This is a genomic window from Plantactinospora sp. CA-290183 (assembly GCF_050936375.1).
In the GTDB taxonomy this organism is placed as follows: Bacteria; Actinomycetota; Actinomycetes; order Mycobacteriales; family Micromonosporaceae; genus Plantactinospora.
Genome location: NZ_JBNJMX010000003.1, coordinates 277,832 through 300,615, shown reverse-complemented (window position 1 = coordinate 300,615; position 22,784 = coordinate 277,832). Strand labels below are relative to the sequence as shown.

The following is a 22,784-nucleotide window of genomic DNA, read 5'->3' as shown; positions in this document are numbered from 1 at the left end:
ACCACTGGCCGGGCCGGAGCCCGGCCAGGGTCACTTACCGAGACGGCGACGCTGGACGCGGGTCTTGCGCAGCAGCTTGCGGTGCTTCTTCTTAGCCATGCGCTTGCGGCGCTTCTTGACCACCGAGCCCATACGACAGCCCTTCCGATGCAACGTGCGGGTCGGCCCGGAGCCACCCACGGGTGTAGCCGGTAACCGAGCTGGACAACGGACCGGACCCGCACGGTGGGCGTCACACACACCGGCATGCGGCCACGGTCGCGCTCCAGCCTAGCCCGCGGGCATCGGCCGGACCAACGCACCCCCGTGCCAAGCCGGCGCGACCGCGCCCGGCCTCCGGAAAGCGCCGTCGGCGCGGGCGTCGGGCGACACCGTTCAGACCTCAGGCGGTCTCCTGAAAGGCACCGCGCAGGTACTCGTGCACGGCGTGCTCCGGCACCCGGAACGAACGCCCCACCCGGACCGCGGTCAGCTCGCCGGAGTGTACGAGCCGATAGACGGTCATCTTCGACACCCGCATCAGCGTCGCCACCTCGGCGACGGTCAGGAACCTGACCTCCGGCAGCCGGCCGTCGGACTGTGGTGATCCTGCCATGGCTCACCAACCCATCCCATTCCCCGGCGCGTGCCGCCCGGCCGGATGGCCCCGCGCCGCGGCGGGCAACGCGCGTGTTACCAGTACGGTAACGGGACGGCTGTGACCGGCGCGATCCCTTCGTGCATTTGATCATCGTTGGTGCCATTTTCGACGGCTCGGACAAGCCGGCCGTCCCCCGCCCGGCTCCGGCCGGGCACCCGTCCCCGGCCGGCCGGGGACCGCGCGGTCACTCGGCGCGCAGCGCGACCACCGGGTCCAGCCGGCCGGCCCGCTGCGCCGGTACCACCCCGAAGATGATGCCGACCGCCGCGGAGACCCCGAAGGAGAGCGCCAGCGACCACCAGGTGATCACCGCCGGCACCGGGGAGAGGGCGGCGACCAGCAGCGCGGCGCCGACGCCGAGGGCCATCCCGGCCACCCCGCCCAGCGCGGTGAGCAGCACCGCCTCCAGCAGGAACTGGAGGCTGATGTCCCGGGGCCGGGCGCCGACCGCCTTGCGCAGGCCGATCTCCCGGGTCCGCTCCCGCACCGAGACCAGCATGATGTTGGAGACGCCGACGCCGCCGACCAGCAGCGAGATGCCCGCGATCGCGGCGAGCACCCCGGTCAGCACGCCGAGGATGTCCCCGAGGACCCCGAGGATCTGCTCCTGGGTCACCGCGCTGAACTCCGTCTCGGGATGCCGGCGGGACAGCTCGGCCACGATCTCGGCACCGAGTTCGGAGATCCGTTCCCGGTCGGGCGCCTTGACCGCGATCCCGTCGATCCGCTGGGTGCCGTAGAGCCGGTGCGCGGCGGTCACCGGAATGTGCACCTCGTCGTCCCGGTCCACGCCGAGGCTCTGGCCCAGCGGGGCGAAGACCCCGATGACCCGGAACCGTACGCCGGCGATGGCGACCTGCTGGCCGATCGGCTCCCGGTCGCCGAAGAGGGTACGGGCGACGGTCGAGCCGAGCACCGCCACCCGGCGGGAGGTGTCCACATCGGACGAGGTCAGGTAACTGCCCCGGCCCAGCTTGCGGACGAAGACCTGCGGGGTGGTCTCCAGCACCCCCTGCACGGTCGTGAACGCCGCCCGGGTGCCGGCGCGTACCGTCTCGCCGGAGGTGACCGTGACCGCCACCCGGCGCGGGTCGCCGACCACCCGGTTCACGGCCTCGACGTCGGCCAGGGAGAGCCGGGACACCGCCGGCGCCGCGCCGAAGTCGAGCCGGCCGGGGACCACCACCAGCAGGTTGGAGCCGAGCCCCTCGACCTGCTGCTCCACCTCGCGCTTGGCCCCGGTGCCGATGGCCACCAGCACCACCACCGCGGCGACGCCGATGATGACGCCCAGCATGGTGAGTCCGCTGCGCATCCGGTTGGCGCGCAGCGCCCCGAGCGCGACCCGCCAGGCCTCGGCGAGCCTCACGGCCGGCTCTCCGGGTCGGCCCCGCGACACTCGGCCCCGCGACACTCGGCCCCGCCGGAACCGGGACCGGGCCGGTCCGCTCCGCGGCGCCCGGTGGCTCCGGCGGCGCCACCGGAGCCACCGGACGGGTGCCCCGAGTCGCTTCCGGACGCGAGTCGGGGCTCCGCGCTGGGAGCGGGATCTACTATCTCAGGCCCCGCTGGCGTCCCCGGCACGGCCGTCGCCGCAGCCGCTCCGACCGGCGTGCTAGCCGGCCCACCCGCGTCGCCGGCCGCCGCCGCGCCGGATGCCGGGGCGACGAGCCGGCCGTCGCGTACGACGATCTGCCGCTGCGCCCGGGCGGCCACCTCCCGGTCGTGGGTGACCAGCACGACCGCCACCCCGGACTCGGCGTTCAGCTCCTCCAGCAGGCCCAGCACCGACTCTCCGGTGACGGTGTCGAGGTTGCCGGTCGGCTCGTCGGCGAGCAGCACCACCGGGTCGGTGACCAGGGCCCGGGCGATCGCCACCCGCTGCTGCTCGCCGCCGGAGAGCTGGTTGGGCCGGTGGTCGAGCCGGTGCCCGAGTCCGACCCGGCCCAGCATCGCCGCGGCCAGCGCCCGCCGCTGCCGGCCGCCGACGCCCCGGTAGACCAGGGGCAGCGCCACGTTCTCCACCGCCGAGGTACGGGGCAGCAGGTGGAAGGACTGGAAGACGAAGCCGATGGTCTCGTTGCGCAGCCGGGCCAGTTCGTCGGCGGTCAGCGCGCCGACGTCCCGGCCGCCGATCCACAGCCGCCCGCCGGTCGGCCTGTCCAGCCCGCCGAGCAGGTGCATCAGCGTCGACTTGCCCGAACCGGAGGGGCCGACGATCGCCACGTAGTCACCGGCGGCGATGGTCAGCGACACCCCGCGCAGCGCGGCCACCGACACCCCGTCCAGGTCGTAGCCCCGGGACAGGTCCACCGCCTCGATCACCGGTGTCCGGTCGGTCTCCGGCTCCCCCGCCGGGCCGGGTGTCGCAGCCGCTGTCCGGTCCGTCGCCCGCGCCGCTGTCCGGGCGGTCACCCGAGCCGCTCGCCGGTGCTCACCCGGTCGGCGCCGCCGACCACCACCCGCTGGCCCGGCTCGACGCCGGTGACGATCTGCACCAGGTCCTGCCCCTGCACGCCGACCGTGACCGGCACCCGCTCGGCCCGGCCGTCCCGTACCACCCAGACCGCGTCCCGCCCGTCGGTCGAGAGCAGCGCCGCGGCCGGCACGGTGACCGCGTCGGCGGCCTGGCGTACCCGCAGGTGCACCACCGCGCTCATCCCCGGGCGGGGGTCCGGGGCCGCCCGCCCGTCGTCGAAGCGTCCCGGGGCGAGGGAGAGGCGTACCCGGTAGGAGACGCCGCCCCGGGTGGAGGCGGTGGGCAGCACGTCGACCGAGCGGACCTCGGCCGGGTACGAGGCGCCGGTGGCGGCGTCGAGTTCCACGTTCGCCGGTACGCCCGGCCGGACCAGCAGCACGTCGGTCTCGTCCACGTCGGCGACCAGGCCCAGGTCGGTCAGGTCGACCACGGTCAGCACCGGGGTGCCGGCGGTGACCCGACCCCCCACCGGTACGGCGGCGTCCACCCCGGGTACCGGTGCGGCCGGCCCGGCGGAGCTGTCCGCCCCGGCCGCGTCGGCTCCGGGCAGCGGGCCGAGCCCGCCGGCGGCGCCGAGCAGCCCGGCCAACCCGGCGGCGGGACCGGCCGACGAGGAGGTGCCGCCGAGCTGCACCACACCGCCGATCGGGGCCCGCAGGGTCAACGCGTCCACGGTCGCCTTCGCCAGGTCGTACGCCTGCTCGGCCTGGAGCCGCTGCGCCGCCGAGAGCGCCCGTACCGCCGAGTTGAGCCCGGCGACGCCACGCTGCACGGCGCGTACCGCGTCGCCGGCCGCCCGGGCCGCGACCTCGTACTGCCGCTCAGCGGACGTGACCTGGGCCAGCAGCGCGGCCCGCAGCCGCTGGTCGGTGAGCTTGCCGGCGGCCTGCCGGGCCGCGTCGAAGGCCTGGGCCGCCGCCCGGTCCGTGCCACGGCGCAGCCGGGACAGGTCGGCGCCGCCGCCGGCCCCCCGGCCGGCCCGGTTGGCCGCCGCGAGCGCCTGCCGGGCCCCGGCCAGCCGGTCCTGGGCGGACGGCGAGTGGATGACGGCCAGCACCTGGCCGGCCTCGACGGTCTCGCCGGGCTCGACCCGCAGGCTGGTCAGGGTGCCGTCGGCCGGGGCGCTGAGCGTGGCGGCGGCCCGGGCCGTCACGCTGGCCGGCGCGTCGACCAGTTCGGTGACGCTGGCCAGCTCGGCGGTGGCGAGCTCGATCTGCGCGTCGTCGTCGTCGCAGGCGGCGGCGGTGAGGCCGAGCAGGACGACGACGGCGAGGAGGGCGGACAGGCGGGGCCGCGGAACTGCGGACAGGCGCGGCGGGCGGGCGCGACGCACCCGCCCATGGTACGAGCCGCCGCCCTGATCGGCCGGCCGCCGCGCCTGTGGACTCTGACCGGGGTCGATGGACCGGGGTCAGCCGGCGATCTCCCGGACGTACGCCACGCAGTCGTCGTGCAGGGTCGACCACGACGTGCCGAAGACCTGCCGGGCCGCCTCGTCCTCCGGCCGGCCCTCGTGCACCACCTGGGCGAAGAACTCCAGCACGTCCGGCTCGCCGTACCGGTCGACGAGGTGCCGTACGGCGAGGTAGCCGATGCCGTAGGTGCCGGCGACCTGCCAGTCCGGGGCGTCCACGGCCGGCAGCACGTCGTCGAGTTCGCCGTTCCAGTCGCCGTCGGCGAGCACCCGGGCCACCTCGGAGAGGCTCTCGTAGCGGTCCACCGGCCGGCCCCCGGCCGCGGCGTTCTCCGCCACCCCCTCGATCAGCCACCAGGCGTCCCCGCCGGCCTGTTTCGCGCCCGGCAGTGAGGCGGCGTGAGTCAGCTCGTGCCGCAGCAGCTCGTCGAGCTGGCTGTCGTCCAGCCCCTTCGAGTTGAGCACCACGTCGTACTGGTCGGCGCCGACGGTCACCGCGTACCCGGCGGTCCACTCGGGACGGTCGCCGCCGTACCAGCGGGTCCACTCGGCGGGGCCGGCGTAGAAGACGCGGTAGCGCTCGGGCGGGGAGCCGTCCACCGCGTACCGGTCGGCGACCCCAGCGGCCCGCTCGGCCTGGGCCAGCAGCTCGGGCAGCCGCTGCCGGTAGGTCCGGGTGGTGGCGACCAGCACCCGCTCGCCGACCGAGACCACCAGGTCGCTGGCCTCCCACGGGCGGGGCCGGTCGTCGGCGGTGGACGGCTCGATCGCGACCAGCCGGGGCTGGCCGGCGGCGTCGGCCCACCGGGTGGTGACGGTGAGCGCGGCCGGTGCACAGTCCGGGGTCACGAAGCAGTGGTGCACGGTGAAGAGGGCCTGCCACTGCCCGGGCTTCTCCATCCGGACCGGCTGTCCGCGCAACTCCACCCGCCACTGGGTGACCCGCATCGCGCGCAGGCTCCGGAACTGCCGCCGCAGTTCCCTGGCCAGCTCGCCGCCGCCGGCGGCAGCGGGGTCGGCGACGGCGAGGTAGCCCGCCTCGTCGCCGCGGAGCAGCGCCGCCGACTGCCGGCCGAGCAGTTCGGTCATCCGCTCACCGAGCCAGTCCCGGGTGACGGTCGCCGGGTCGCCGGGCCGGGGGCTCCGGGCCGGGGCCGCCGCGCCGGAGTCGATGGCGCCGGAGACCCGGTCGAAGAGCAGCACGCCGGCCACCACCGGCGCCGTACAGAGCAGCAGCGCCGCGACCGTGCCGACCGCCGCCCAGAACGGCCAGCCGCGCCGGTTGGCGGGCAGGCGGCGGCCATCATCCCCGTGATCCACGGCCCGGAGAGTACGACGATCGGTCCAGTCGCGCGATCCGTGGTCCGGCCGCCGGGATGTCCCACCACAGTGGACCTTTGGGTCAGCCCGACCGCGGCCGGCCCACCCCGCCGCGTGCAACTGGCCCCGTCCCGGTCTGATTGCGTCACCCGTGGCCCGCTGCGTCGGACGTCCCCGAACAGTCCTTCTGCCCGGATTGTCGTCCCCTACGCCATCCTGGGCGGGCCACGGCTTTCGTCCCGTCCATCGCCCTCCTGGGCGCGCTGCCCGGCACTTCTCGGCTGGTCTGGTCCGCACCGGGGTAGCTGCCGCCCTTCGGGCGAGACGAGCGAGATTCCACCGAATCGTGTGCTTTCTTCATACAGGCCCGCCTTGCCCGGATCATCGCCGTACGGTGGCGTTCAGTGGCTACAACCCATTTGTGGCCCTCCGCGCCCGAAGTGGTGCGGCCGTGTCTTCTACGAAAGGCAGGGAAGCTTGATGTCCAAGTTTCAGGGGAGCCCAGCGGACCTCGCCCAGTCCACCGCACGGCCGAGAAGGCGACGCTCCCGGATGTTCTTAGCCGGTGGCCTCGTGGCCGGAAGCCTCGTGGCCGGGGCTGCAGGTCTGAACGGGGTGGCCGCGATGGCCGGCGACAGGAGCGCGACGGGCCTGGACCTGTCGAACCTGTCGTTCGTCTCCGGCGGCGACAACGGAGAGGGCGACCAGGGCAAGGACCCGAAGGACCGGTCGGCGGAGCGCGGGGGCTCCACCGGCGAAGGTTCGACCGGCAACTCCAACGGTTCGGAGTCCGGCGGAAACCGGCAGGGCGGCGACTCGGGCTCCGGCCGGCACGGCGGCGACGAGAACTGCGAGTCGGAGCAGCGCGGCAGTGGCAGCGAGGACTGGCAGGGCTCGTCGTCCGGCGAGCACGGCAACGGCGACCGGCAGGGCTCGTCGTCCGGCGAACACGGCGACCGCGACCGTGAGGGATCGTCGTCGGGCGAGCACGGCGACCGCGGCCGTGAGGGCTCGTCGTCCGGTGCCAACCGCAACGGCGACGCGAGCGCCAAGCCGGAGGAGAAGAAGGACGACAAGGCCGAGGAGAACAAGGACCACAAGGCCGAGGAGAAGAAGGCCGAGGACTCGAAGGCCAAGCCGGACGAGAAGAAGGACCACAAGGCCGAGGACTCGAAGGCCAAGCCGGACGAGAAGAAGGACCACAAGGCCGAAGAGAACAAGGACCACAAGGCCGAGGAGAACAGGGACCACAGGGCCGAGGACTCCAAGGAGCGGTCGGGGCACGGCGACAGCGGCGAGGGCCGGCAAGGCAACAGCTCGGGCGAGAGCCGCGACTCACGCTGCGGCTCGGACGGTGGCTGGAACGGTGAGCACGAGGAGGAGAGGTTCGTCCCCTGTGACCCGGACAAGCTCATCGCCGCGCTGGTACACGCCAACGCCGAGGGCGGCGCCAGCCTCAGGCTCGCTCCGAAGTGCACGTACCGGCTGACCGCGTTTGAGGACCACGGCGACAAGCACGGCGACAAGGACAAGGGTTGGTCAGACGGTCGGGAGGACAGCAGGGAAGACAGCAAGGAAGACAGCAGGGAGAACGGCCAGGAAGACGGCCAGCAGAACGGCATGAACGGCGAGGACGGCAGGGACGGCCGGGAGAACGACGACCGGAAGAAGAAGGACGACCGGAAGAAGAACGACCGGTCCGGTCTGCCGGTGATCAAGACGCCGATCCGCATCAAGGGCGAGGGCGCGACCATCACCCGGGACTCGTACGGCAAGGACTTCCGGTTCTTCACCGTCCGGGACGGCGGCGACCTGAAGCTGAGCGACGTCACGCTCAAGGACGGGCGGGCCGACGAGGGTGGCGCGATCAAGATTGACTTCGGCGGCAGCGCCGAGATCAAGCACACCACCATCAAGGAGAGCACCGCCTTCAGCCACGACGGCGGTGGCGGAGCGATCTTCAACGACGGTCACGCCAAGGTCGTCGAGAGCAAGTTCTTCGAGAACAGCGCCGCCGGCAAGACCGGCAGCGGTGGCGGCATCCTCAACGGTGGGGTCCTGACCGTGGAGAAGTCGGAGTTCCGCGACAACAGCGCCGGGGCGTTCGGCGGCGGGCTCGCCAACTACCGGGGTGCGGCCGACATCAGCAAGAGCACCTTCGAGAACAACCACGCGCTGGCGGGCGGGGGCCTGGCCAGCGTCTCGGCCCGGACGAGGGTCGAGGAGAGCAAGTTCGTGGACAACACCGCCAAGGTCGGCGGCGGCGTGTTCAACAAGGAGGCCAACCTCACCCTGCGCAAGGTGCAGGTCAGCCACAACCTCGCGTTCGGCGACGGCGGCGGCATCGCCACCATCCGGGGCCTGCTGGTGATCGACAACAGCAAGATCACCAACAACACCGCCCGCGGTGACGGCGGCGGGATCTTCGGCGAGAAGTCCGAGGTGATCATCCGCCGGTCCGAGGTCAACCACAACCACGCGGTCGGCCCGCGCTCACAGGGCGGCGGCATCGCCGTCAAGGGCGGCAAGCTGGACCTGACCAAGAGCAAGGTGGCCGACAACGACGCCACCAAGCGGGTCGGTGGGGTCTTCGCCAAGGACGCCAAGGTCGACGTGGACGAGGACACCGTCATCACCAGGAACGAGCCCACCAACTGCGGTGGCTCGGACCGCATCGAGAACTGCTTCGGCTGACAGAGCCAGCCCGAGTGGCGGATCGGGTAGACCCGACGGCCGGCGACGAACCGGCGGGCAACCTGAGGGGCGCATCCGGCCTCCCCGGGGACGATCATCAGATCGGACCCAGCGGGAGACCGGGTGCGCCCTGTCGCGTCACCGGCCCGCTGCCCGCACCGGCGGCGGGCACCGAGGGACCGCGATTGCGCCCGGCCCCGGTGACCGGGACCGGCTAGCGGCGGGTGGCCAGGGCGCGGGCGAAGAAGGCGAGGTTCGCCGGGCGCTCGGCGAGACGCCGCATCAGGTAGCCGTACCAGTCGGTGCCGTACGGGACGTAGACCCGTACGGTGTGGCCGGCCCCGGCGAGCCGCGCCTGCTCCTCGGGGCGGACCCCGTAGAGGAGCTGGAACTCGAACTCGTCGGGAGCCCGGTCGAACCAGCGGGCCCGGTCCTCGGCGATCGCGATCAGCGTCGGGTCGTGGGTGGCCACCATCGGGTAGCCCGCGCCGGAGAGCAGGATGTTCAGGCAGCGGACGTACGACTTGTCCACCTCGCGGGCGGACTGGTAGGCGACCGACTCCGGCTCCTTGTACGCCCCCTTGCAGAGCCGCACCCGCGAACCGGCGGTGGCCAGCTCCCGGCAGTCCGACTCGGTACGCCGCAGGTAGGCCTGGAGCACGGCGCCCGTACCCGGAAAGTCCTTGCGCAGCTCGGCCAGGATGTCGAGCGTCGAGTCGGTGGTGGTGTGGTCCTCCATGTCGAGGGTGACGGTGGTGCCGGCGGCCGTGGCGGCGGCGCAGATCGCCCGCACGTGTTCCCGGGCCAGCCGTTCGTCGAACCGCTGGCCGAGTGCGGAGAGCTTGACGCTGACCTCGGCGGCCGGGGTCAGCCCGGCCTGGGCGAGCCCGCCGAGCAGCCCGAGATATTCGTCCCGGACGGCGTTGGCCTGCTCCGCGGTGACGGTGTCCTCGCCGAGATGGTCGAGGGAGACGGCGAGGCCGTCGGCGACGAGCTGGCGGGTGGCCCGCAGCGCGTCGTCGGTGCCGGTGCCGGCGACGAACCTGCGTACGACGTCCCGGGTGTAGGGGGCCGTCTCGACGAGCCGCTCGAACCGGGGTGACCGGGACGCGGCGAGGATGACCGAACGGAGCATGAGCCGAGCGTAACGCCCGCCGCCGGACCGGATCCGCCGACCGGACCGGTCGGGCCGGCCGCCCGCCGCACCGCCCCGGGACGGTCCGGACCCGGCGCTGCGGGAGGCGGGGCCGCGGAGGTGGCGGGCATCCGTTACAAACGACCACGTGGAAAAACATTCACGACGTCGGCTCCGGTCAGCGAGCGTGCCGCTCGGCGCGCTGACCGCCCTCGCGCTCACCCTGACCGGGTGCGCGGACGACGACGATGACGACTGCGACCGGGACGAGCGCCGCGGTGCGGCGACCGCCACCCCCACCCCGACGATCGGGTTGAGCCTGGCCCGCACGGCACCGGAGCCCACGTCGGCCGTGCCCGAGCAGGGCGGCTTCGGCACCCACCTCGCCGCCTGCGGGGGCTGAGCGTGCGGCGCGAGGCCTCGACGCCCCGGCCGGGGTGGCACGACACGGTCCGCGGCCAGGGCCTGGTCTACGCGGACACCGAGCTGCCGGACGGCCGGTTCATGTCGTACTGGGACGAGAGCGCCTGCTACGCGCTGGAGTTGGACGAGGTGCTCCGGCTGGAGGAGGCGACCGAGGAGCTGCACCGGATGTCGGTGGCGGCGGCCGAGCACGTGGTGGCGCGCAACCGGTTCGCCGAGTTCGGCATCCCGGGCTGGGCCGCCGAGGCGGTCACCCGGTCGCTGCGGGAGCGGCCGCCGACCGTCTACGGCCGGTTCGACCTCTGGTACGACGGCAGTTGGCCGCCGAAGATGCTGGAGTACAACGCGGACACCCCGACCGCGCTGGTCGAGGCGGCGGTGATCCAGTGGTACTGGCTGGAGGAGACCCGCCCCGACCGGGACCAGTGGAACAGCCTGCACGAACGGCTCGTGGCGGCGTGGCGGCGCATCGGCGCCGGGCTGCACGACCCGCTGCTGCACCTGGCCTGGTCGGACGAGGAGGAGACCGGCGAGGACCAGATGACCGCCGGCTACCTGGCCGAGACCGCGCACCAGGCGGGGCTGAAGACGGAGCTGCTGCCGATGCTCGAGATCGGCTGGGACGGCCGCCGGTTCGTCGGCCCGCCCGATCCGGCCGGGGCGCGGGAGGCGATCCTCACCTGCTTCAAGCTCTACCCCTGGGAGTGGATGCTCGCGGAGCCGTACGGCCGGCTGGCGCTGGCGCCGGGCACGCCGACGACCTGGATCGAACCGGCCTGGAAGATGATCCTGTCCAACAAGGCGCTGCTGGCGGTGCTCTGGGAGCTCTATCCCGATCATCCGTACCTGCTTCCGGCGTTTCTCGACTCGCCGCGCGGAATGCCCGAATACGTGGCCAAACCGCTGCTGGGTCGGGAGGGTGGATCGGTGCGGATCGTGACCGGCGCCGGGGAGATCACCAATCCCGGCATCTACGGCGCCGAGGGCTGGTGTTACCAGGAGTTCCGGGCGCTGCCCTCCTTTGCAGGCAACCGGATGGTGCTGGGGAGCTGGGTGGTGGACGGCGAATCGGCCGGTGCCGGCATCCGGGAGAGCCAGAGCTTGATCACCGATGGCTACGCGCGGTTCCTGCCCCACTACGTGGATGCCCCGCGACAGCCGTGAGTCGTCTACGGTTGTCGGGTGAACTTCGACGCGTACGCCCGGACCGGGGTTGATCTCGTCAACGCGCTACTCGACGACCTCGACGGTCTACGGGCGGTTTTCAGCGAAGAGCACGCCTGGATGGGCGACGAGGTGACCGAACGCGACGTCACGGTGTTCCGCCGCGCGCAGAAGCGCCTGCGAGACGTCTTCGAATTCGGATCTTCGGGCCGCGATGCCGAGGCGGTGGCCGAGTTGAATGCGCTCCTGGAGGCCTTTCCGGTCCAGCCGCGCATTTCCGGGCACGACGCCAACAGTTGGCACATGCACGCGACCAGCCGGGGCGCCTCGGTCAGCGCGGAATTCCTCGCCGGTGCCGTCTGGGGCCTCTCCGTCTGGTTGTGCGAGTACGGCGCGGGCCGGTTCGGCGTCTGCGCCGACGACCGGTGCGGCAACGTCTACCTGGACACCTCGTCCAACTGCTGCCGCCGGTTCTGCTCGGAGCGCTGCGCCACCCGGTCGCACGTGGCGGCGCACCGGGCGCGCAAGCGGGCGGCCGTGGAGGAGAAGTCCGTCGCGCCGGTCGAGGCGGTCGAGGCGGTCGAGGCCGTCGAGGAGAAGGCGCCGGTCACCGTCGGCTGACCCGGCCGCGCGACTCGCCGTACCCGGTGACCACATCCCGGTGACGCCGCACCGTGCCGCCCGTCCTGAGGTTGAAGCGCAGCGGGCGCACCGCCGGCGGGCGCGCGCGTGACAGGATCGGTCGATCCGGGTACGACCGACCTGAGGCTGGCCATGACGACTGAGACTCCCGGTCCGCCACCGGGCGACTTCCACCTCGAACGCTACAAGTACATCCTGCAGCAACTGCACGCCACGAACGAGAACGCGTACCGCTTCCTGGCGATCTACCAGACCCTTGCCACGACGCTCGCCGGAGCGGCGCTGGCGCTCTTCGTGGGTTACCGCAAGTGGGAGATCGAGCCGGGCACGGCGCAGGCCGGGGTGCTGGGCATCCTGTGCCTGATCACCCTCGTCGCCCTGTTCACGACGCTCTTCATCGTCGTCGGCATATTCAGCTGGCTGGACTACCGCCGCGAGGAGTGCGAGCTGACCGACGAGGCCGTGCGGCCGGGGTTCCGGAAGCCGCCCCGGCACATGAACTTCCTCCGCTGGTACGAGACGTACATCATCGCGTTCATCCTGATCTCGATGGCGCTGCTGTGGAGCCTCACCCTGATCTTCATCGTGCCCGCCATCAGGTGACATCCGGGGCGGTCAGGTCGAGGCGCCAGTCGTTGGAGCGCATCGGCCGCCCCGGCGGGAACTCGAACTCGGTCTCGCCGAGCAGTTCGAAGCCCGCCTTGCGACACACCGCGTTCGAGGCGGGGTTGTCGACCGAGGGGAACGCGTGGGCGTACCGGTGGGTCCGCCGTGCGCGGGCCACGTCGACCACGGCGGCGAGCGCCGCGGTGGCCAGCCCTCTCCCCTGGTACGTCGGCAGGATGCTCCAGCCCATCTCGTAGACGGTCTCGTCGTGCCAGTGTCGGTCCCAGTAGCCGATGCTGCCCGCCGGTACGGCCTCGGGCAGCGCGACGACCCGGAACATGACGCCCTTGCCGGTGCCGGCGAACCGGACGTAGCGCTCGTGCCGGGCGACGACCTGCTCGTCGGTCTCCGGGCCGCCGAGGTGCCGCTTCATCTCGGGTGTGTTGATCCGGCGCAGCAGGTCGAGGTCGTCCTCGCTCCACGGCTCGATCCGCACCCCGCTCGGCTCCCCCACCACCTCGGCCACCCCCCTGTCAGCCGTCCCCCGCTCATCTAACCAAGCCGGGCTGGGCTGCGAGCGCGTGGCTGCCATGATCGAGGCCGTTCGGAAGGTCGCCCCGAAGAGCAGGACCGTGGTGTCGGAGCACCTGACCGGCTACCGGTTCCGAGGAGAAGCATGCTGCTGTGGCTCGTACCGATCGCCGTACTCGGCGGGCTGTGCTGGGGCTTGTACGGAGCCGTCCGGGCCGTCCGGCGCAGGGCCTGGACGGCTCCCGGCACGTGGGTGCGATTCGCCGTCCTCGCGGCCTCCAGCACCGTCCTGCTGTACGGCCACGGGTTGTTCTCCGGTCTCACCCTCGACACCGAGGAAACGTGCGAGCTGGTCAAGGGCCAGGAGTACGACACCGCCTACCGGGCCGAACACCTCGATGAGCCGGGGCGGTGGTTCCCGCTGCACAACCGGTGCAACGCCGAATACGACCTCATCCCCGCGTACGTCAATCCGTCGCTGGTCGTCCTCGCCGCTCTCACGCTGGGCTGTCTCGGCGTCGCGGTGGTGATGGCGATCCGGCTCCGGCGGAGGGCCGTCGACTAGCCTGCACCCGTCATGTCCGATGAACCGTTCCTGGCCGCCACCCGGGACTCCTACGACGCCATGGTCGTCGAGTACGCCGACATGTTCGGCGCGAGCCTGGCGGACATGCCCCTCGACCGGGCGTTGCTGGCCGCCTTCGCGGAGCTGGTACGCGCCAACGGGAACGGGCCGGTCGCCGATGTCGGCTGCGGGCCGGGCCGGGTGACGACCGTGTTGCGCGAGTTGGGGCTGGACGCGTTCGGCATCGACCTGTCGCCCGGGATGATCGAGCTGGCCCGGCGTACCTATCCGGGTCTGCGCTTCGAGGTGGGGTCGATGCTGGCCCTGGAGCTGCCCGACGCCGCCCTCGGCGGCCTGCTCGGCTACTACTCGATCATCCACGTCCCGTGGGAGCGGCGGCCCGAGGTCTTCGCGGAGTTCCACCGGGTGCTCGCGCCGGGCGGCCAACTCATGCTCGCCTTCCAGGTCGGCGACGACCTGATCCATCGCGACGAGGTGTTCGGAAAGCCGGTCGACCTCAACTTGTACCGGCAACAGCCGGGCGAGGTCTCCGAGCTGCTGCGCGAGGCCGGCTTCGAGCCGTGGGCGACGGGCGGTGCGGGAGCCCCAGGGCGCGGAGAAGGTCCCGCAGGGATATGTGCTGGCCCGCAAGCCCGCCCCGACGCCCTGAGCCGGATGGCCACGCGAGTCAGGCGATCCCCTGCTCGGCCTCGCTCCGGTGCTTCCGCTGCGCCACCCCGTCCCGGGGCCCGCACTCCCGTGGGTGGTCGGCACCCCGCTGGCAGCGCCGGCCGCCGGCTCCGTCGAGCCGGGCGTCACACCAGATCCGGGTACGTCGTGCCTGCTCGTCCTCCCGGGACAGTGTCACCTCGCCGAAGTCGAGTACCGGCACGTGCGCCAGCGACGCCCGCAGGGCGGTGACCAGGTCGACGGCCACGTCCAGTGAGGTGATCGTGGTCGGCAGGTGGATGACCCAGCGGGCGTCGCTCACCACTGGCCACCGTTGCGAGGTGGCCCGTGGTGGCGCCCGTGCCGGCCGCCTGGTCGGCGGTCGGTGCCCTGCTGCGGGCGCGGTTCGGGCGCCGGGGCCCGTGGATCGGGTGCCGGGGCCGGCGGGTCGGCGAACCGGCAGCCGACATGCCGGGACTGCCACTGCCGCAATCCTTGGCGCATCCGCTCCGCCTCGGTCCGGGCCGTGGCCGCCTCGCGCCGTAGCCGGTCCAACTCGTCGGCGACCTGACGCAGGTAGGCGTAGACCTCGTCGGGGTCGAGGCCGCGCCACCGGCGTACGGCGAAGGTCTCGGCCCGGACGTGGTGCGCGCCGAGCCGGTCACCCTTCCGGTAGATCATGAAGGCACTCCGGTCGCTTCGTGGGCCGCGACCAGCCCCTCCGACGGGCCCCGTGTGACGTACGGCGGCACCGGCAACTCCCCCAACGCCACGTCGATCCGACCCATGACCCCTCCCCCTGCCTCCGGTTGGCGGTGTGTGGCGCCGAGGCGGGCGGGGACGGTCGGTACGGCCGCGCGAGACGTACCGACCGGAGCCCGGCACCCGCCCCGAGCCACCTCGGCATCGTCTGCCAAACTCCACGCTCTAGTCAATAGGGTAGTGCCAATCGGGTATACCCGTGCGTGCATAGCGTGCGGTCCATGGCCGGTGGACCAGGCGAGCTGATGGGCCCTTACGAGATCGCCGACTACCTCGGCGTATCTCGTCAGCGGTTTCAGCAGATCGCCCGCCGGCCGGGCTTCCCGAAGCCGTACCAGGAGCTACGGGGCATGAAGGTCTACCTGGCTGCCGAGATCAGGCAATGGGCCAAGCACAACCGCCCACCAAAGCCCGACGCGGACGATTAGTCTCACGAGAACCGAACCAGAGCAGCGGCCTGGATGGGGTCCCATGGGGAGACGACACTCATCGCCCCGACTCGACATCCGTGCGGGCCGATCTGCTATCGGGGCTGCGACCCGTCCTCTACCTCGTGGTCTGTGCCGCGCCGCCCGCCCAGCAGGTCGGTGAACTCGTCACGCTTTTGTTGGCGGACGGTTGGACGGTCTGCGTGGTCGCCACCCCGACGGCGGCGACCTGGATTGACACCGCCGCGCTCGCTGAGCAGACCGGCTATCCGGTGCGTTCGGAGTGGCGCAGGCCCGGGGAACCGGGCGCACTGCCGGACGCGGACGCGGTCCTGGTGGCGCCGGCGACGTTCAACACGATCAACAAGTGGGCGCTCGGCATCAGCGACAACTTCGCCCTCGGCCTCCTCAACGAGATGCTTGGGCTGCGGCTGCCCATCCTCGTCTCCCCGTACGCGAAGCAGGCGCTCACCACACACCCCGCCTACGGAGGCCACGTGCAGGCGCTCAGCGACTCCGGTGCCGTGTTCACCCCGGCCGAAGCCTTACGTCCGGCTGTGCCAGGCGACGGCTTCCGATGGCGCCAACTGACCGAAGACGCGTCGGATCTACGCCCATCAAGGCGTCACTAGGTGAGCCTGGCCGAGCTTGATGACGGGCAGGTGCGGCTGTGGCGGACGTACACCGGTAACGGAAAGGCGATCGCATGAAGGTGACCTGGTCGTACGACCGAGCCGATCACCGAGACAGTCACGAGGTGGAGGTCAGCGACCCCGTCGCTCTGGAAACCCTGCTGCGCCGCGTTCATGAGAAACAAGAACCTGTCGTGGTAACGATCTACGACGTGCCGGATGACGAGGATGACCTACCAACGGGCCTTCAGGTTGGTCTCGGTCATCCGACCCACGCCTTTGTCGTCCACATCGCCGACGATGGCGGGTACCTCATCTACCCCGACGTGCCGGCTCCGTCCGAAGGGATCGCCTTCGACGTCGGCGGCGTGCGTACCGAGTACCCCGCCGAACATCTTCGGGTCCAACCCGACTTTGCGCTGCGGGCAGCGGCCACCTTCCTGCGAACCGGCAAGCCGCCAACCCCGCCTGAGAGGACGGCCGGACTGTAGGAGTCATCGGGTCCTCGGCACCAGGTTCGAAGGGGCCCCGGCCGAACGAATGACTGGTATCGGGTCCCCGTCATGATCCCGATGGATACGTGAGCGCCTAATCTTGCCCAGGTGACGGAGCTGGCGCGCGGCATCTATGAACACCTCATCACCAACGAGCTCGCGGGCAAGCTCCACCATCACAGTCCCGACCTGGTCCAGCGAGGCAATCTTGACCCGGCCGACGCCGACAACGTCCTCACCCGGCACATTGCCGGCCTGGCCCGCCGCGCGCTGCGGTCGGTGGGCGGCAGCGATGCCGAACGTCTCGCCCGGCAGATCCAGATCGCCAACCAGATCGCCGACAGCATCGCCGCCATCGAGCCACGGGCGGTCGGCGATGACGACCAGGTGACCGAGGCGCACCGCCAGCTACTCACCGCCATCGCGCATCCTCCGACGCCGCCGGCCAGGCCGCACTTCCCGGCCCGCCCGAGCACCCCGCTGGCGAGTGGGGCCCTACTGGTCAACGGTCGGCATCAGCCGCGCATCGGCCATGAGGTCGGCTACGAAATGGCCTCCGCAGACCAGGTCGACCTGCTCTGCGCCTTCATCACCTGGCCGGGCGTACGCATGCTGGAGCGACCGATCGGAGAGCTGACCGCCCGGGGCGGGCGGATCCGGGTCATCACCACGACCTACCTGGGGGCGACCGACCCGCGCGCGGTGGACCGGCTCGCCGAGTTGGGCGCAGACATCAAGATTTCGTACGAGACGAAGACCACCCGGCTGCACGCCAAGGCCTGGCTCTTCCGCCGAGACAACGGCGTTGAGACCGCGTACGTCGGCTCATCGAACCTGTCCCGTGCGGCCCTGGTCGATGGCCTGGAGTGGAACATCCGGGTATCCAGCCTGGAGCAGCCACACGTCATCGACACCTTCGACGCGACGTTCACCGACTACTGGAGCGACCCCGCGTTCGAGCCATACGATCCCGCTACAGAAGGAGATCGGCTCCGGCAAGCACTGCGCGGCGAGCGCCGGCAGTATCAACCGCGTGCCCAACGGTTGGCCGACAGCGACGGGCCCGACGTCGAGATCAGCAACATCGCCGTCCACCCGTACGGCTATCAGCGGGCCGTCCTCGCCGATCTCGCGGCCGAACGCCTGGTCCACGGCCGGCACCGCAACCTGGTCGTGATGGCGACCGGCACCGGCAAGACGGTGGTCGCCGCCCTGGACTACCGCGACCTCAGAGAGAGACGCGAGGTCGACTCGCTGCTCTTCGTGGCGCATCAGGAACAGATCCTGCGGCAGAGCCGGTCGGTCTTCCGGCACGTGCTGCGGGATGGCAGCTTCGGCGAAATCCTGGTGGGCGGGGAGAAACCACGCGACTGGCGGTACGTCTTCGCCTCCGTCCAGTCCCTGCATCGGCTCGCCGACGAGGACCTGCCGCCGGACCGGTTCGACATGGTGATCGTGGACGAGTTCCACCACGCCGAGGCGCCGACGTACGCCCGGCTGCTGGAGCGGCTGCAACCGCGCGAACTGCTCGGACTGACCGCCACCCCCGACCGCGCCGACGGCGGCGACGTACGCCGGTGGTTCGGCGGGCGGACGGCGGTCGAACTGCACCTCTGGGAGGCGCTGGAACGGCAGCTCCTCGCGCCGTTCCAGTACTTCGGTCTGCACGACGACGTCGATCTGTCGACGTTGCGCTGGCGACGCGGGCAGGGCTACGACCTGAGTGAGCTGAACAAGGTCTACACCGGTAATCACTCGCGCGTCTCGAAGATCCTCCAGGCGGTCCGCGACAAGGTCGACGTCCGCCACATGCGCTCGCTCGGGTTCTGCGTCAGCGTTGCCCACGCGGAGTTCATGGCCGACCGGTTCACCCAATCGGGAGTACCGGCCGCAGCGGTCACGTCACGACTCGGGTCCGACGACCGCAGACGGTTGATCGACCAGTTCCGCCGCAACGAGCTGCGGGTGCTCTTCACCGTTGACCTGTTCAACGAGGGCGTCGACCTGCCGATGGTCGACACCATCCTGATGCTGCGGCCCACCGAGAGCGCGACAATCTTCCTTCAGCAACTCGGCCGTGGCCTCCGGCTCGACGACGGCAAAGCGTGCCTGACCGTGCTCGACTTCATCGGCGGGCAACACGCCAACTTCCGTTTTGACCTACGGTGGCGCGCGCTGACCGGCGTCAGCCGCCGAGGGCTCACGGAGGCCGTCGAGTACGACTTCCCCAACCTGCCCAGCGGATGTCACATCGAGCTGGACCGGGTTGCCAAGGACGTCGTCCTGGACAACCTCAGATCAGCGCTGCCCAACTCCACAGCGAACCTCACCGCCGAGCTGCGAGACCTCGGGGATGTCAGCCTCGCCGAGTTCCTTCGGGAGACCGGCCTTGAGGTGGAGGACATCTACCGTCGCAAGTCGCTCGGCGGATGGGCCGGACTGCGCCGCCGCGCCGGTTTGAGCCGTACGCCTCCCGGCCCCGACGATGGCACGCTCGGGGCCGCCATCGGTCGCATGCTGCACCTGGACGACCCGGACCGCCTTGACCTGCTGCGCCGGGTCGCCACCGGTGAAGGCCCTGGTCCGGGCCGACTTGCCGAGGTACTGCACATCGCGCTCTGGGGCAACAAGATCCCGCTCGACCGAACGGAGGACGGGCTACGGCGGCTCTGGGCGCAGCCAGACCGATGCGACGAACTGTCCCAACTCGCTGAGGTACTGCGGGAACGGATCCACCGGATCACTCTCCGACCGGTGTCAGCGACCGTGCCCCTGCGCACGCACGCCCGCTACAGCCGCGACGAGGCCTGCGCCGGATTCGGCGTGCCCAACCCAACGCAGCTCCGGGAGGGTGTGAAGTGGGTGCCGGACGAGCAGGCGGATCTCTTCTTCGTCACCCTCATCAAGTCGGAGCACCACTACTCCCCCACCACCATGTACGCCGACCGGGCCATCACCGACGAGCTTTTCCAGTGGGAGTCGCAGAGCACCACCTCGGCGGCGTCGCCGACCGGGCAGCGCTACATCCAGCACGTCCAGCGTGGGTCGTCCGTGCATCTCTTCGTGCGGGAGTCCAAGGTCCGCGACGGCGACCTGGGCGTTTCGCCGTACCTGTACGCCGGCCCCATGACGTACGTGTCGCATACCGGTGACCGCCCGATGCGGGTCATCTGGCAGCTCGACCAGCCACTCCCACCCGACACGTACGCGGCTGCCCGAGCCATCGCCGCATAGATAGCGGGGACTATCGGCGCAGCGCTCCAAAAGCTAGTACTCGGTCATGGAGATGCTGGGGTGCGCTCAACGCGTTCGCCATGCAATCGGGCCAGTACCGACTGGTTCGCTTCCCAGCCGTCCGGGAACTTGATCGGTACGTTCAGGTGGACCGGCTCGGTCGACGGGTGCGCGTCCAGCAACTCCGCGATCCCCGCCCGCGCCACCACCACACACGCGTGCCGATGCCGGGACGTCAACACACACAACCGCCCCGCCTCCAGGTGGAACGCCGTCGCGTCCCGCCGCCCCGACAACGGATGCAGCACCACGGTCACGTCGTACTCCCGGCCCTGCAACCGGTTCGCGGTGTCGACCGTGATCCCGGCGCCCGCCGCACCGAGCCGCGACCGGATGGCCGCGACCTGGTCCCGGTGCGCCGCCCCGATCGCGATCCGGTCGGCCGTCACCGCAACACCCCCGGGCGTACGCTCCGACACCGCCACAGCGCCCCGTTCCAGCAGCCGCAATGCCAGCGCCGCGCAGGCCGCCGCCGCCTCCGCGTCGGTACGCAGCGTGTGCCGGGCCGGCAGCTCGTACAGCGCCCAGCCGGTCGAGGCGGCCAACTCCAGCGCCTCGTCCACCGGCCCGCCCCCGGAGCCCGCCGCGCCCAGGGTCAGGGACCGCTGCGCGGCGGTCGTACCGGCCGAGAAGCCGGTGTACGGGTAGAACGCCTCGGCCACCACCGGTGCCGCCGAGGCGGGCAGCCGCCACGAGACCGGCAGCCGGTGCACCGGCAGCTCCGGGTTGTGCCGCAGCAGCGCCGCCACCGCCGACTGCATCGGATCCCAGGTCAGCCCGGTCCACCGCTCGGTTTCCACAGTGGAAAACGGATCGAGCTGGCCGGGATCACCGACGAACAGCGCCCGATCGAACCTGCCGGCCACCCGCAGCAGGGCGTCCGAGCGCATCTGGTACGCCTCGTCGACGATCGCCCACGGCCAGCGCCCCTCCGGCACCAGGGCCCACTTCGCGGCCGTACCGATGATCACGGATGATCCGCCGAGGTCCGCGACCTTCGCCGCGACCCGGACCGTCGAATAGTTCTTGATCCGCTCCGTCGCGGTGTACTCGTTCGCGGAGAGCCGTCCGATCGGCAGCTCCGGCCGGGCCTGGGCGAGCCGGCCGATCAGGTCGTCGACCTGCTCGTTGGTCTGCGCGATCACGATCAGCGGCTCGCCGGCCTCGGCCAGTTCCCCGGCCGCCCGCACCACCAGCGTCGACTTCCCCGCCCCGGGCGGCGAGTCGACCACCACCCCGCGATGGTCACCCGAGTGCAGGTCGGCCAGCGCCGCCGCCACCGCCCGGTCCGCCCGCGCCCCCGGGGGCAGCGCGTCATCTGATCCCTGCGCGGCGGTCATGCCCACTCCTCCCGGGCGTCCTCGACGGTCGGTTCGACGGCATCCTCGTACGCCGTCGGCGGCCCGCCGTGCGTCCACGGTGTCCGGTCCCGGTCCGGGAACTCGCCCGGCGGCAGGCTGAGTCGGAGAGCGTGGTGTAGCAGAGCCGGTCCCCCACCTCCGGCACGCTCCCCGGCGCCGGGGTCAGCGACCGCCCCAACCCGCCGGACAGCTCCAGCACCACGTCGGTCGACCCGGCGTCGGCCGGCGTCACGAAGACCACCCGGGCCTTCTGCCCCGGACGCTCGGGCGCGTGCAGCACCGTCCCCGGCGTCACCAGCACCGGATCGGCGGTACGGACCTGGATGCGGGGCCGCAGCACCCGCCGCTTCCCGCTGTCGTCGATCCGGTTCGGATCCGCCAACGTCACCACGCCGACGAACGCCTCCCCGGTCAACCGGTGGTCGGCCATCACCAGCGGATCGTCGTACGCCCGCTGGACCGCGTACGACTGCAAGGCCCGTTCCAGCCGGTACAGCCGTTGGGCCGCGTTCACCGCCCCGTCCCGGCGCGGCTGCGGGTGGCCGCCCCCGTCGATGTACAGGGTGAAGGCGCTGTACGCGTCCCGGTCCTCGGCCCAGCGCCCGTCGACCCGCGCCCCGGCCGGCAGCTCCCGCAGCAGCGAGACCGCCCGCCACATCAGCCGCCAGGTCGGCTCCAGTTGGGACCGCAGCGCCTCCGCCAGCGCACCCCGGGCCCGTGCCCGGCCCGCGTCGTCACCGGCGGCGGTCGCCTCCTCGTACCCCTTGATCGCCGCGCCGAGGATCTCGTTGTCGAACGTCGGGTCGGTGGCCGGCCCGGCCGGCGGCCAGTGCACCGGGTCCTCGGCGGCGGCCGCCGCCTGCGCCCCCGTCATCCCGGCCGGCGGGTCGATCCAGCCCAGCAGCGCGGCCAGGTGCGCGTCCTCCAGCCCGCTCTGCCCGGTCGCCCAGTGCAGGCTCAGCGCCTCGGTCATCGCCAGCAGCATCGACGAGCCGGGATGCTCGGCCCGGTCCGCCAGGAAGGTCAGCCAGCGGCCGAGCAGCGGCACCGACGGGTGCACCGGATAGTCCCCGTCGGTACGCCGGAACCGGGTCGACCGGCCGAACAGCCGGACGAAGCCGACCCCGGCCGAGTTCGGCACCAGGAGCTGCGGCGCTTCGGCGTACCGGTAGCGGACCTCCCGGCCCCGGTTGGCCGGCACCGCCTCCGCGACACCCCGGAAACTCCCCAGGTAGGGCAGGATCACCCCGGCCAGCTCGGCGGCGAACCCGAACCGCTGCTCCCGGTTGCGCGGCTGCGGCACGATCAGCAGCTTCGGGTCGCCCGGGTCGGCGCCGACCAGCGCGGCCAGCGGCGCGTTCGCCTCACCGGCCAGGGCGAGCGGGACGAACACCAACGGCCGGTCGGCCAGATGCAGGTGCCGGACCGTGGTGATCCGCTGCGCGACCCCGGCCACCACCGCCTCGGCCCGAGCCAGCGCGGTCAGCGTGCTCATGCACCCGCCCCGGCCCGGGGCAGTGTGGTCAGCCTG

At 71.9% G+C, this 22,784-nt stretch carries 20 protein-coding genes and 2 pseudogenes; 11 read left to right on the top strand and 11 right to left on the bottom strand.

Annotated elements, in window-relative coordinates:
- Window positions 1-30: 30 nt before the first annotated feature.
- The 6 genes from ACQEUR_RS09480 to ACQEUR_RS09455 form a co-directional block, all read right to left on the bottom strand.
- Window positions 31-132, bottom strand: a complete 102-nt coding sequence (locus ACQEUR_RS09480; RefSeq protein WP_007465623.1) for a 30S ribosomal protein bS22 — start codon at window positions 130-132, stop codon at window positions 31-33.
- A 250-nt stretch (window positions 133-382) separates the two neighbouring features.
- A complete protein-coding gene (locus tag ACQEUR_RS09475; protein WP_331214529.1) occupies window positions 383-595 on the bottom strand; it encodes a helix-turn-helix domain-containing protein in 213 nt (70 codons plus the stop codon).
- Window positions 596-824: 229 nt separating this feature from the next.
- Window positions 825-2,009 carry an ABC transporter permease gene (locus tag ACQEUR_RS09470; protein ID WP_433028494.1) on the bottom strand — a complete coding sequence of 395 codons (1,185 nt, stop codon included), beginning with the start codon at window positions 2,007-2,009 and terminating at the stop codon, window positions 825-827.
- Complete coding sequence (locus ACQEUR_RS09465; protein ID WP_433028979.1) at window positions 2,006-2,965, bottom strand: ABC transporter ATP-binding protein; 960 nt, start codon at window positions 2,963-2,965, stop codon at window positions 2,006-2,008. The genes ACQEUR_RS09470 and ACQEUR_RS09465 overlap by 4 nt, the downstream gene beginning before the upstream one ends.
- Before the next feature lie 86 nt (window positions 2,966-3,051).
- Window positions 3,052-4,452 carry an efflux RND transporter periplasmic adaptor subunit gene (locus tag ACQEUR_RS09460; RefSeq protein WP_433028491.1) on the bottom strand — a complete coding sequence of 467 codons (1,401 nt, stop codon included), beginning with the start codon at window positions 4,450-4,452 and terminating at the stop codon, window positions 3,052-3,054.
- A 78-nt stretch (window positions 4,453-4,530) separates the two neighbouring features.
- The gene (locus ACQEUR_RS09455; RefSeq protein ID WP_433028489.1) at window positions 4,531-5,853 is read right to left on the bottom strand and encodes a hypothetical protein; all 1,323 of its coding nucleotides are present in this window, start codon (window positions 5,851-5,853) and stop codon (window positions 4,531-4,533) included.
- Window positions 5,854-6,477: 624 nt separating this feature from the next.
- Between ACQEUR_RS09455 and ACQEUR_RS09450 the strand changes: the two genes are divergently transcribed.
- Window positions 6,478-8,547, top strand: coding sequence for a hypothetical protein (locus ACQEUR_RS09450; protein WP_433028487.1), 2,070 nt, complete (start codon window positions 6,478-6,480; stop codon window positions 8,545-8,547).
- Window positions 8,548-8,761: 214 nt separating this feature from the next.
- Here ACQEUR_RS09450 and ACQEUR_RS09445 read toward each other — a convergent pair whose 3' ends face one another.
- A complete protein-coding gene (locus tag ACQEUR_RS09445) occupies window positions 8,762-9,682 on the bottom strand; it encodes a proline dehydrogenase family protein (protein WP_433028485.1) in 921 nt (306 codons plus the stop codon).
- Between the two features lie 187 nt (window positions 9,683-9,869).
- Between ACQEUR_RS09445 and ACQEUR_RS09440 the strand changes: the two genes are divergently transcribed.
- The 4 genes from ACQEUR_RS09440 to ACQEUR_RS09425 all read left to right on the top strand — a co-directional run bounded on the left by ACQEUR_RS09440 (window position 9,870) and on the right by ACQEUR_RS09425 (window position 12,514).
- Window positions 9,870-10,085, top strand: a complete 216-nt coding sequence (locus tag ACQEUR_RS09440) for a hypothetical protein (RefSeq protein WP_433028483.1) — start codon at window positions 9,870-9,872, stop codon at window positions 10,083-10,085.
- 2 nt (window positions 10,086-10,087) lie between these two features.
- Window positions 10,088-11,269: a glutathionylspermidine synthase family protein gene (locus ACQEUR_RS09435; protein WP_433028481.1), complete on the top strand. Its 1,182-nt coding sequence runs from the start codon at window positions 10,088-10,090 to the stop codon at window positions 11,267-11,269.
- A gap of 18 nt (window positions 11,270-11,287) precedes the next feature.
- Window positions 11,288-11,890 (top strand): CGNR zinc finger domain-containing protein, encoded by a 603-nt coding sequence (locus tag ACQEUR_RS09430; RefSeq protein WP_433028479.1) that lies wholly within the window; start codon window positions 11,288-11,290, stop codon window positions 11,888-11,890.
- Between the two features lie 153 nt (window positions 11,891-12,043).
- Complete coding sequence (locus ACQEUR_RS09425) at window positions 12,044-12,514, top strand: hypothetical protein (RefSeq protein WP_433028477.1); 471 nt, start codon at window positions 12,044-12,046, stop codon at window positions 12,512-12,514.
- Here the strand turns inward: ACQEUR_RS09425 and ACQEUR_RS09420 are convergent.
- Window positions 12,507-13,034, bottom strand: coding sequence for a GNAT family N-acetyltransferase (locus ACQEUR_RS09420; RefSeq protein ID WP_433028475.1), 528 nt, complete (start codon window positions 13,032-13,034; stop codon window positions 12,507-12,509). The two genes, ACQEUR_RS09425 and ACQEUR_RS09420, sit on opposite strands and share 8 nt — an antisense overlap.
- A 159-nt stretch (window positions 13,035-13,193) precedes the next feature.
- Here ACQEUR_RS09420 and ACQEUR_RS09415 point away from each other — a divergent pair, with 159 nt between their 5' ends.
- Together ACQEUR_RS09415 and ACQEUR_RS09410 are read left to right on the top strand one after the other, a co-directional pair.
- Window positions 13,194-13,613, top strand: coding sequence for a transglutaminaseTgpA domain-containing protein (locus ACQEUR_RS09415; protein ID WP_433028473.1), 420 nt, complete (start codon window positions 13,194-13,196; stop codon window positions 13,611-13,613).
- A 12-nt stretch (window positions 13,614-13,625) separates the two neighbouring features.
- Window positions 13,626-14,534, top strand: coding sequence for a methyltransferase domain-containing protein (locus ACQEUR_RS09410; RefSeq protein ID WP_433028471.1), 909 nt, complete (start codon window positions 13,626-13,628; stop codon window positions 14,532-14,534).
- 198 nt (window positions 14,535-14,732) lie between these two features.
- Here the strand turns inward: ACQEUR_RS09410 and ACQEUR_RS09405 are convergent.
- Window positions 14,733-14,963, bottom strand: a pseudogene (locus tag ACQEUR_RS09405) (DivIVA domain-containing protein); the annotation flags it as partial.
- Window positions 14,964-15,265: 302 nt separating this feature from the next.
- Here ACQEUR_RS09405 and ACQEUR_RS09400 point away from each other — a divergent pair.
- The 4 genes from ACQEUR_RS09400 to ACQEUR_RS09385 all read left to right on the top strand — a co-directional run bounded on the left by ACQEUR_RS09400 (window position 15,266) and on the right by ACQEUR_RS09385 (window position 19,832).
- On the top strand, window positions 15,266-15,472 hold the full coding sequence (locus ACQEUR_RS09400; protein WP_433028469.1) for a helix-turn-helix transcriptional regulator: 207 nt from the start codon (window positions 15,266-15,268) through the stop codon (window positions 15,470-15,472).
- A gap of 80 nt (window positions 15,473-15,552) precedes the next feature.
- Entirely contained in the window at window positions 15,553-16,104 is a 552-nt protein-coding gene (locus tag ACQEUR_RS09395) for a flavoprotein (protein WP_433028467.1), read from the top strand.
- A 74-nt stretch (window positions 16,105-16,178) separates the two neighbouring features.
- On the top strand, window positions 16,179-16,595 hold the full coding sequence (locus ACQEUR_RS09390) for an Imm1 family immunity protein (RefSeq protein ID WP_433028464.1): 417 nt from the start codon (window positions 16,179-16,181) through the stop codon (window positions 16,593-16,595).
- A 111-nt stretch (window positions 16,596-16,706) separates the two neighbouring features.
- Window positions 16,707-19,832, top strand: coding sequence for a DUF3427 domain-containing protein (locus tag ACQEUR_RS09385; protein ID WP_433028461.1), 3,126 nt, complete (start codon window positions 16,707-16,709; stop codon window positions 19,830-19,832).
- Between the two features lie 44 nt (window positions 19,833-19,876).
- On the opposite strand, the gene ACQEUR_RS09380 is transcribed toward ACQEUR_RS09385, so the two are convergent.
- Both ACQEUR_RS09380 and ACQEUR_RS09375 read right to left on the bottom strand, forming a co-directional pair.
- Window positions 19,877-21,232, bottom strand: coding sequence for an AAA domain-containing protein (locus ACQEUR_RS09380; RefSeq protein ID WP_433028458.1), 1,356 nt, complete (start codon window positions 21,230-21,232; stop codon window positions 19,877-19,879).
- Window positions 21,229-22,748: pseudogene (locus ACQEUR_RS09375) on the bottom strand (hypothetical protein). The gene ACQEUR_RS09380 and the pseudogene ACQEUR_RS09375 overlap by 4 nt, the downstream one beginning before the upstream one ends.
- Window positions 22,749-22,784: the final 36 nt, after the last annotated feature.

Bases quoted from the DNA above. Each gene is read 5' to 3' on its own strand.
- ACQEUR_RS09425 (WP_433028477.1), top strand. From the start codon at position 12,044: ATGACGACTGAGACTCCCGGTCCGCCACCGGGCGACTTCCACCTCGAA.
- ACQEUR_RS09445 (WP_433028485.1), bottom strand. From the start codon at position 9,682: ATGCTCCGTTCGGTCATCCTCGCCGCGTCCCGGTCACCCCGGTTCGAG.
- ACQEUR_RS09450 (WP_433028487.1), top strand. From the start codon at position 6,478: ATGGCCGGCGACAGGAGCGCGACGGGCCTGGACCTGTCGAACCTGTCG.
- ACQEUR_RS09410 (WP_433028471.1), top strand. From the start codon at position 13,626: ATGTCCGATGAACCGTTCCTGGCCGCCACCCGGGACTCCTACGACGCC.
- ACQEUR_RS09390 (WP_433028464.1), top strand. From the start codon at position 16,179: ATGAAGGTGACCTGGTCGTACGACCGAGCCGATCACCGAGACAGTCAC.
- ACQEUR_RS09480 (WP_007465623.1), bottom strand. From the start codon at position 132: ATGGGCTCGGTGGTCAAGAAGCGCCGCAAGCGCATGGCTAAGAAGAAG.
- ACQEUR_RS09415 (WP_433028473.1), top strand. From the start codon at position 13,194: ATGCTGCTGTGGCTCGTACCGATCGCCGTACTCGGCGGGCTGTGCTGG.
- ACQEUR_RS09475 (WP_331214529.1), bottom strand. From the start codon at position 595: ATGGCAGGATCACCACAGTCCGACGGCCGGCTGCCGGAGGTCAGGTTC.
- ACQEUR_RS09380 (WP_433028458.1), bottom strand. From the start codon at position 21,232: ATGACCGCCGCGCAGGGATCAGATGACGCGCTGCCCCCGGGGGCGCGG.
- ACQEUR_RS09400 (WP_433028469.1), top strand. From the start codon at position 15,266: ATGGCCGGTGGACCAGGCGAGCTGATGGGCCCTTACGAGATCGCCGAC.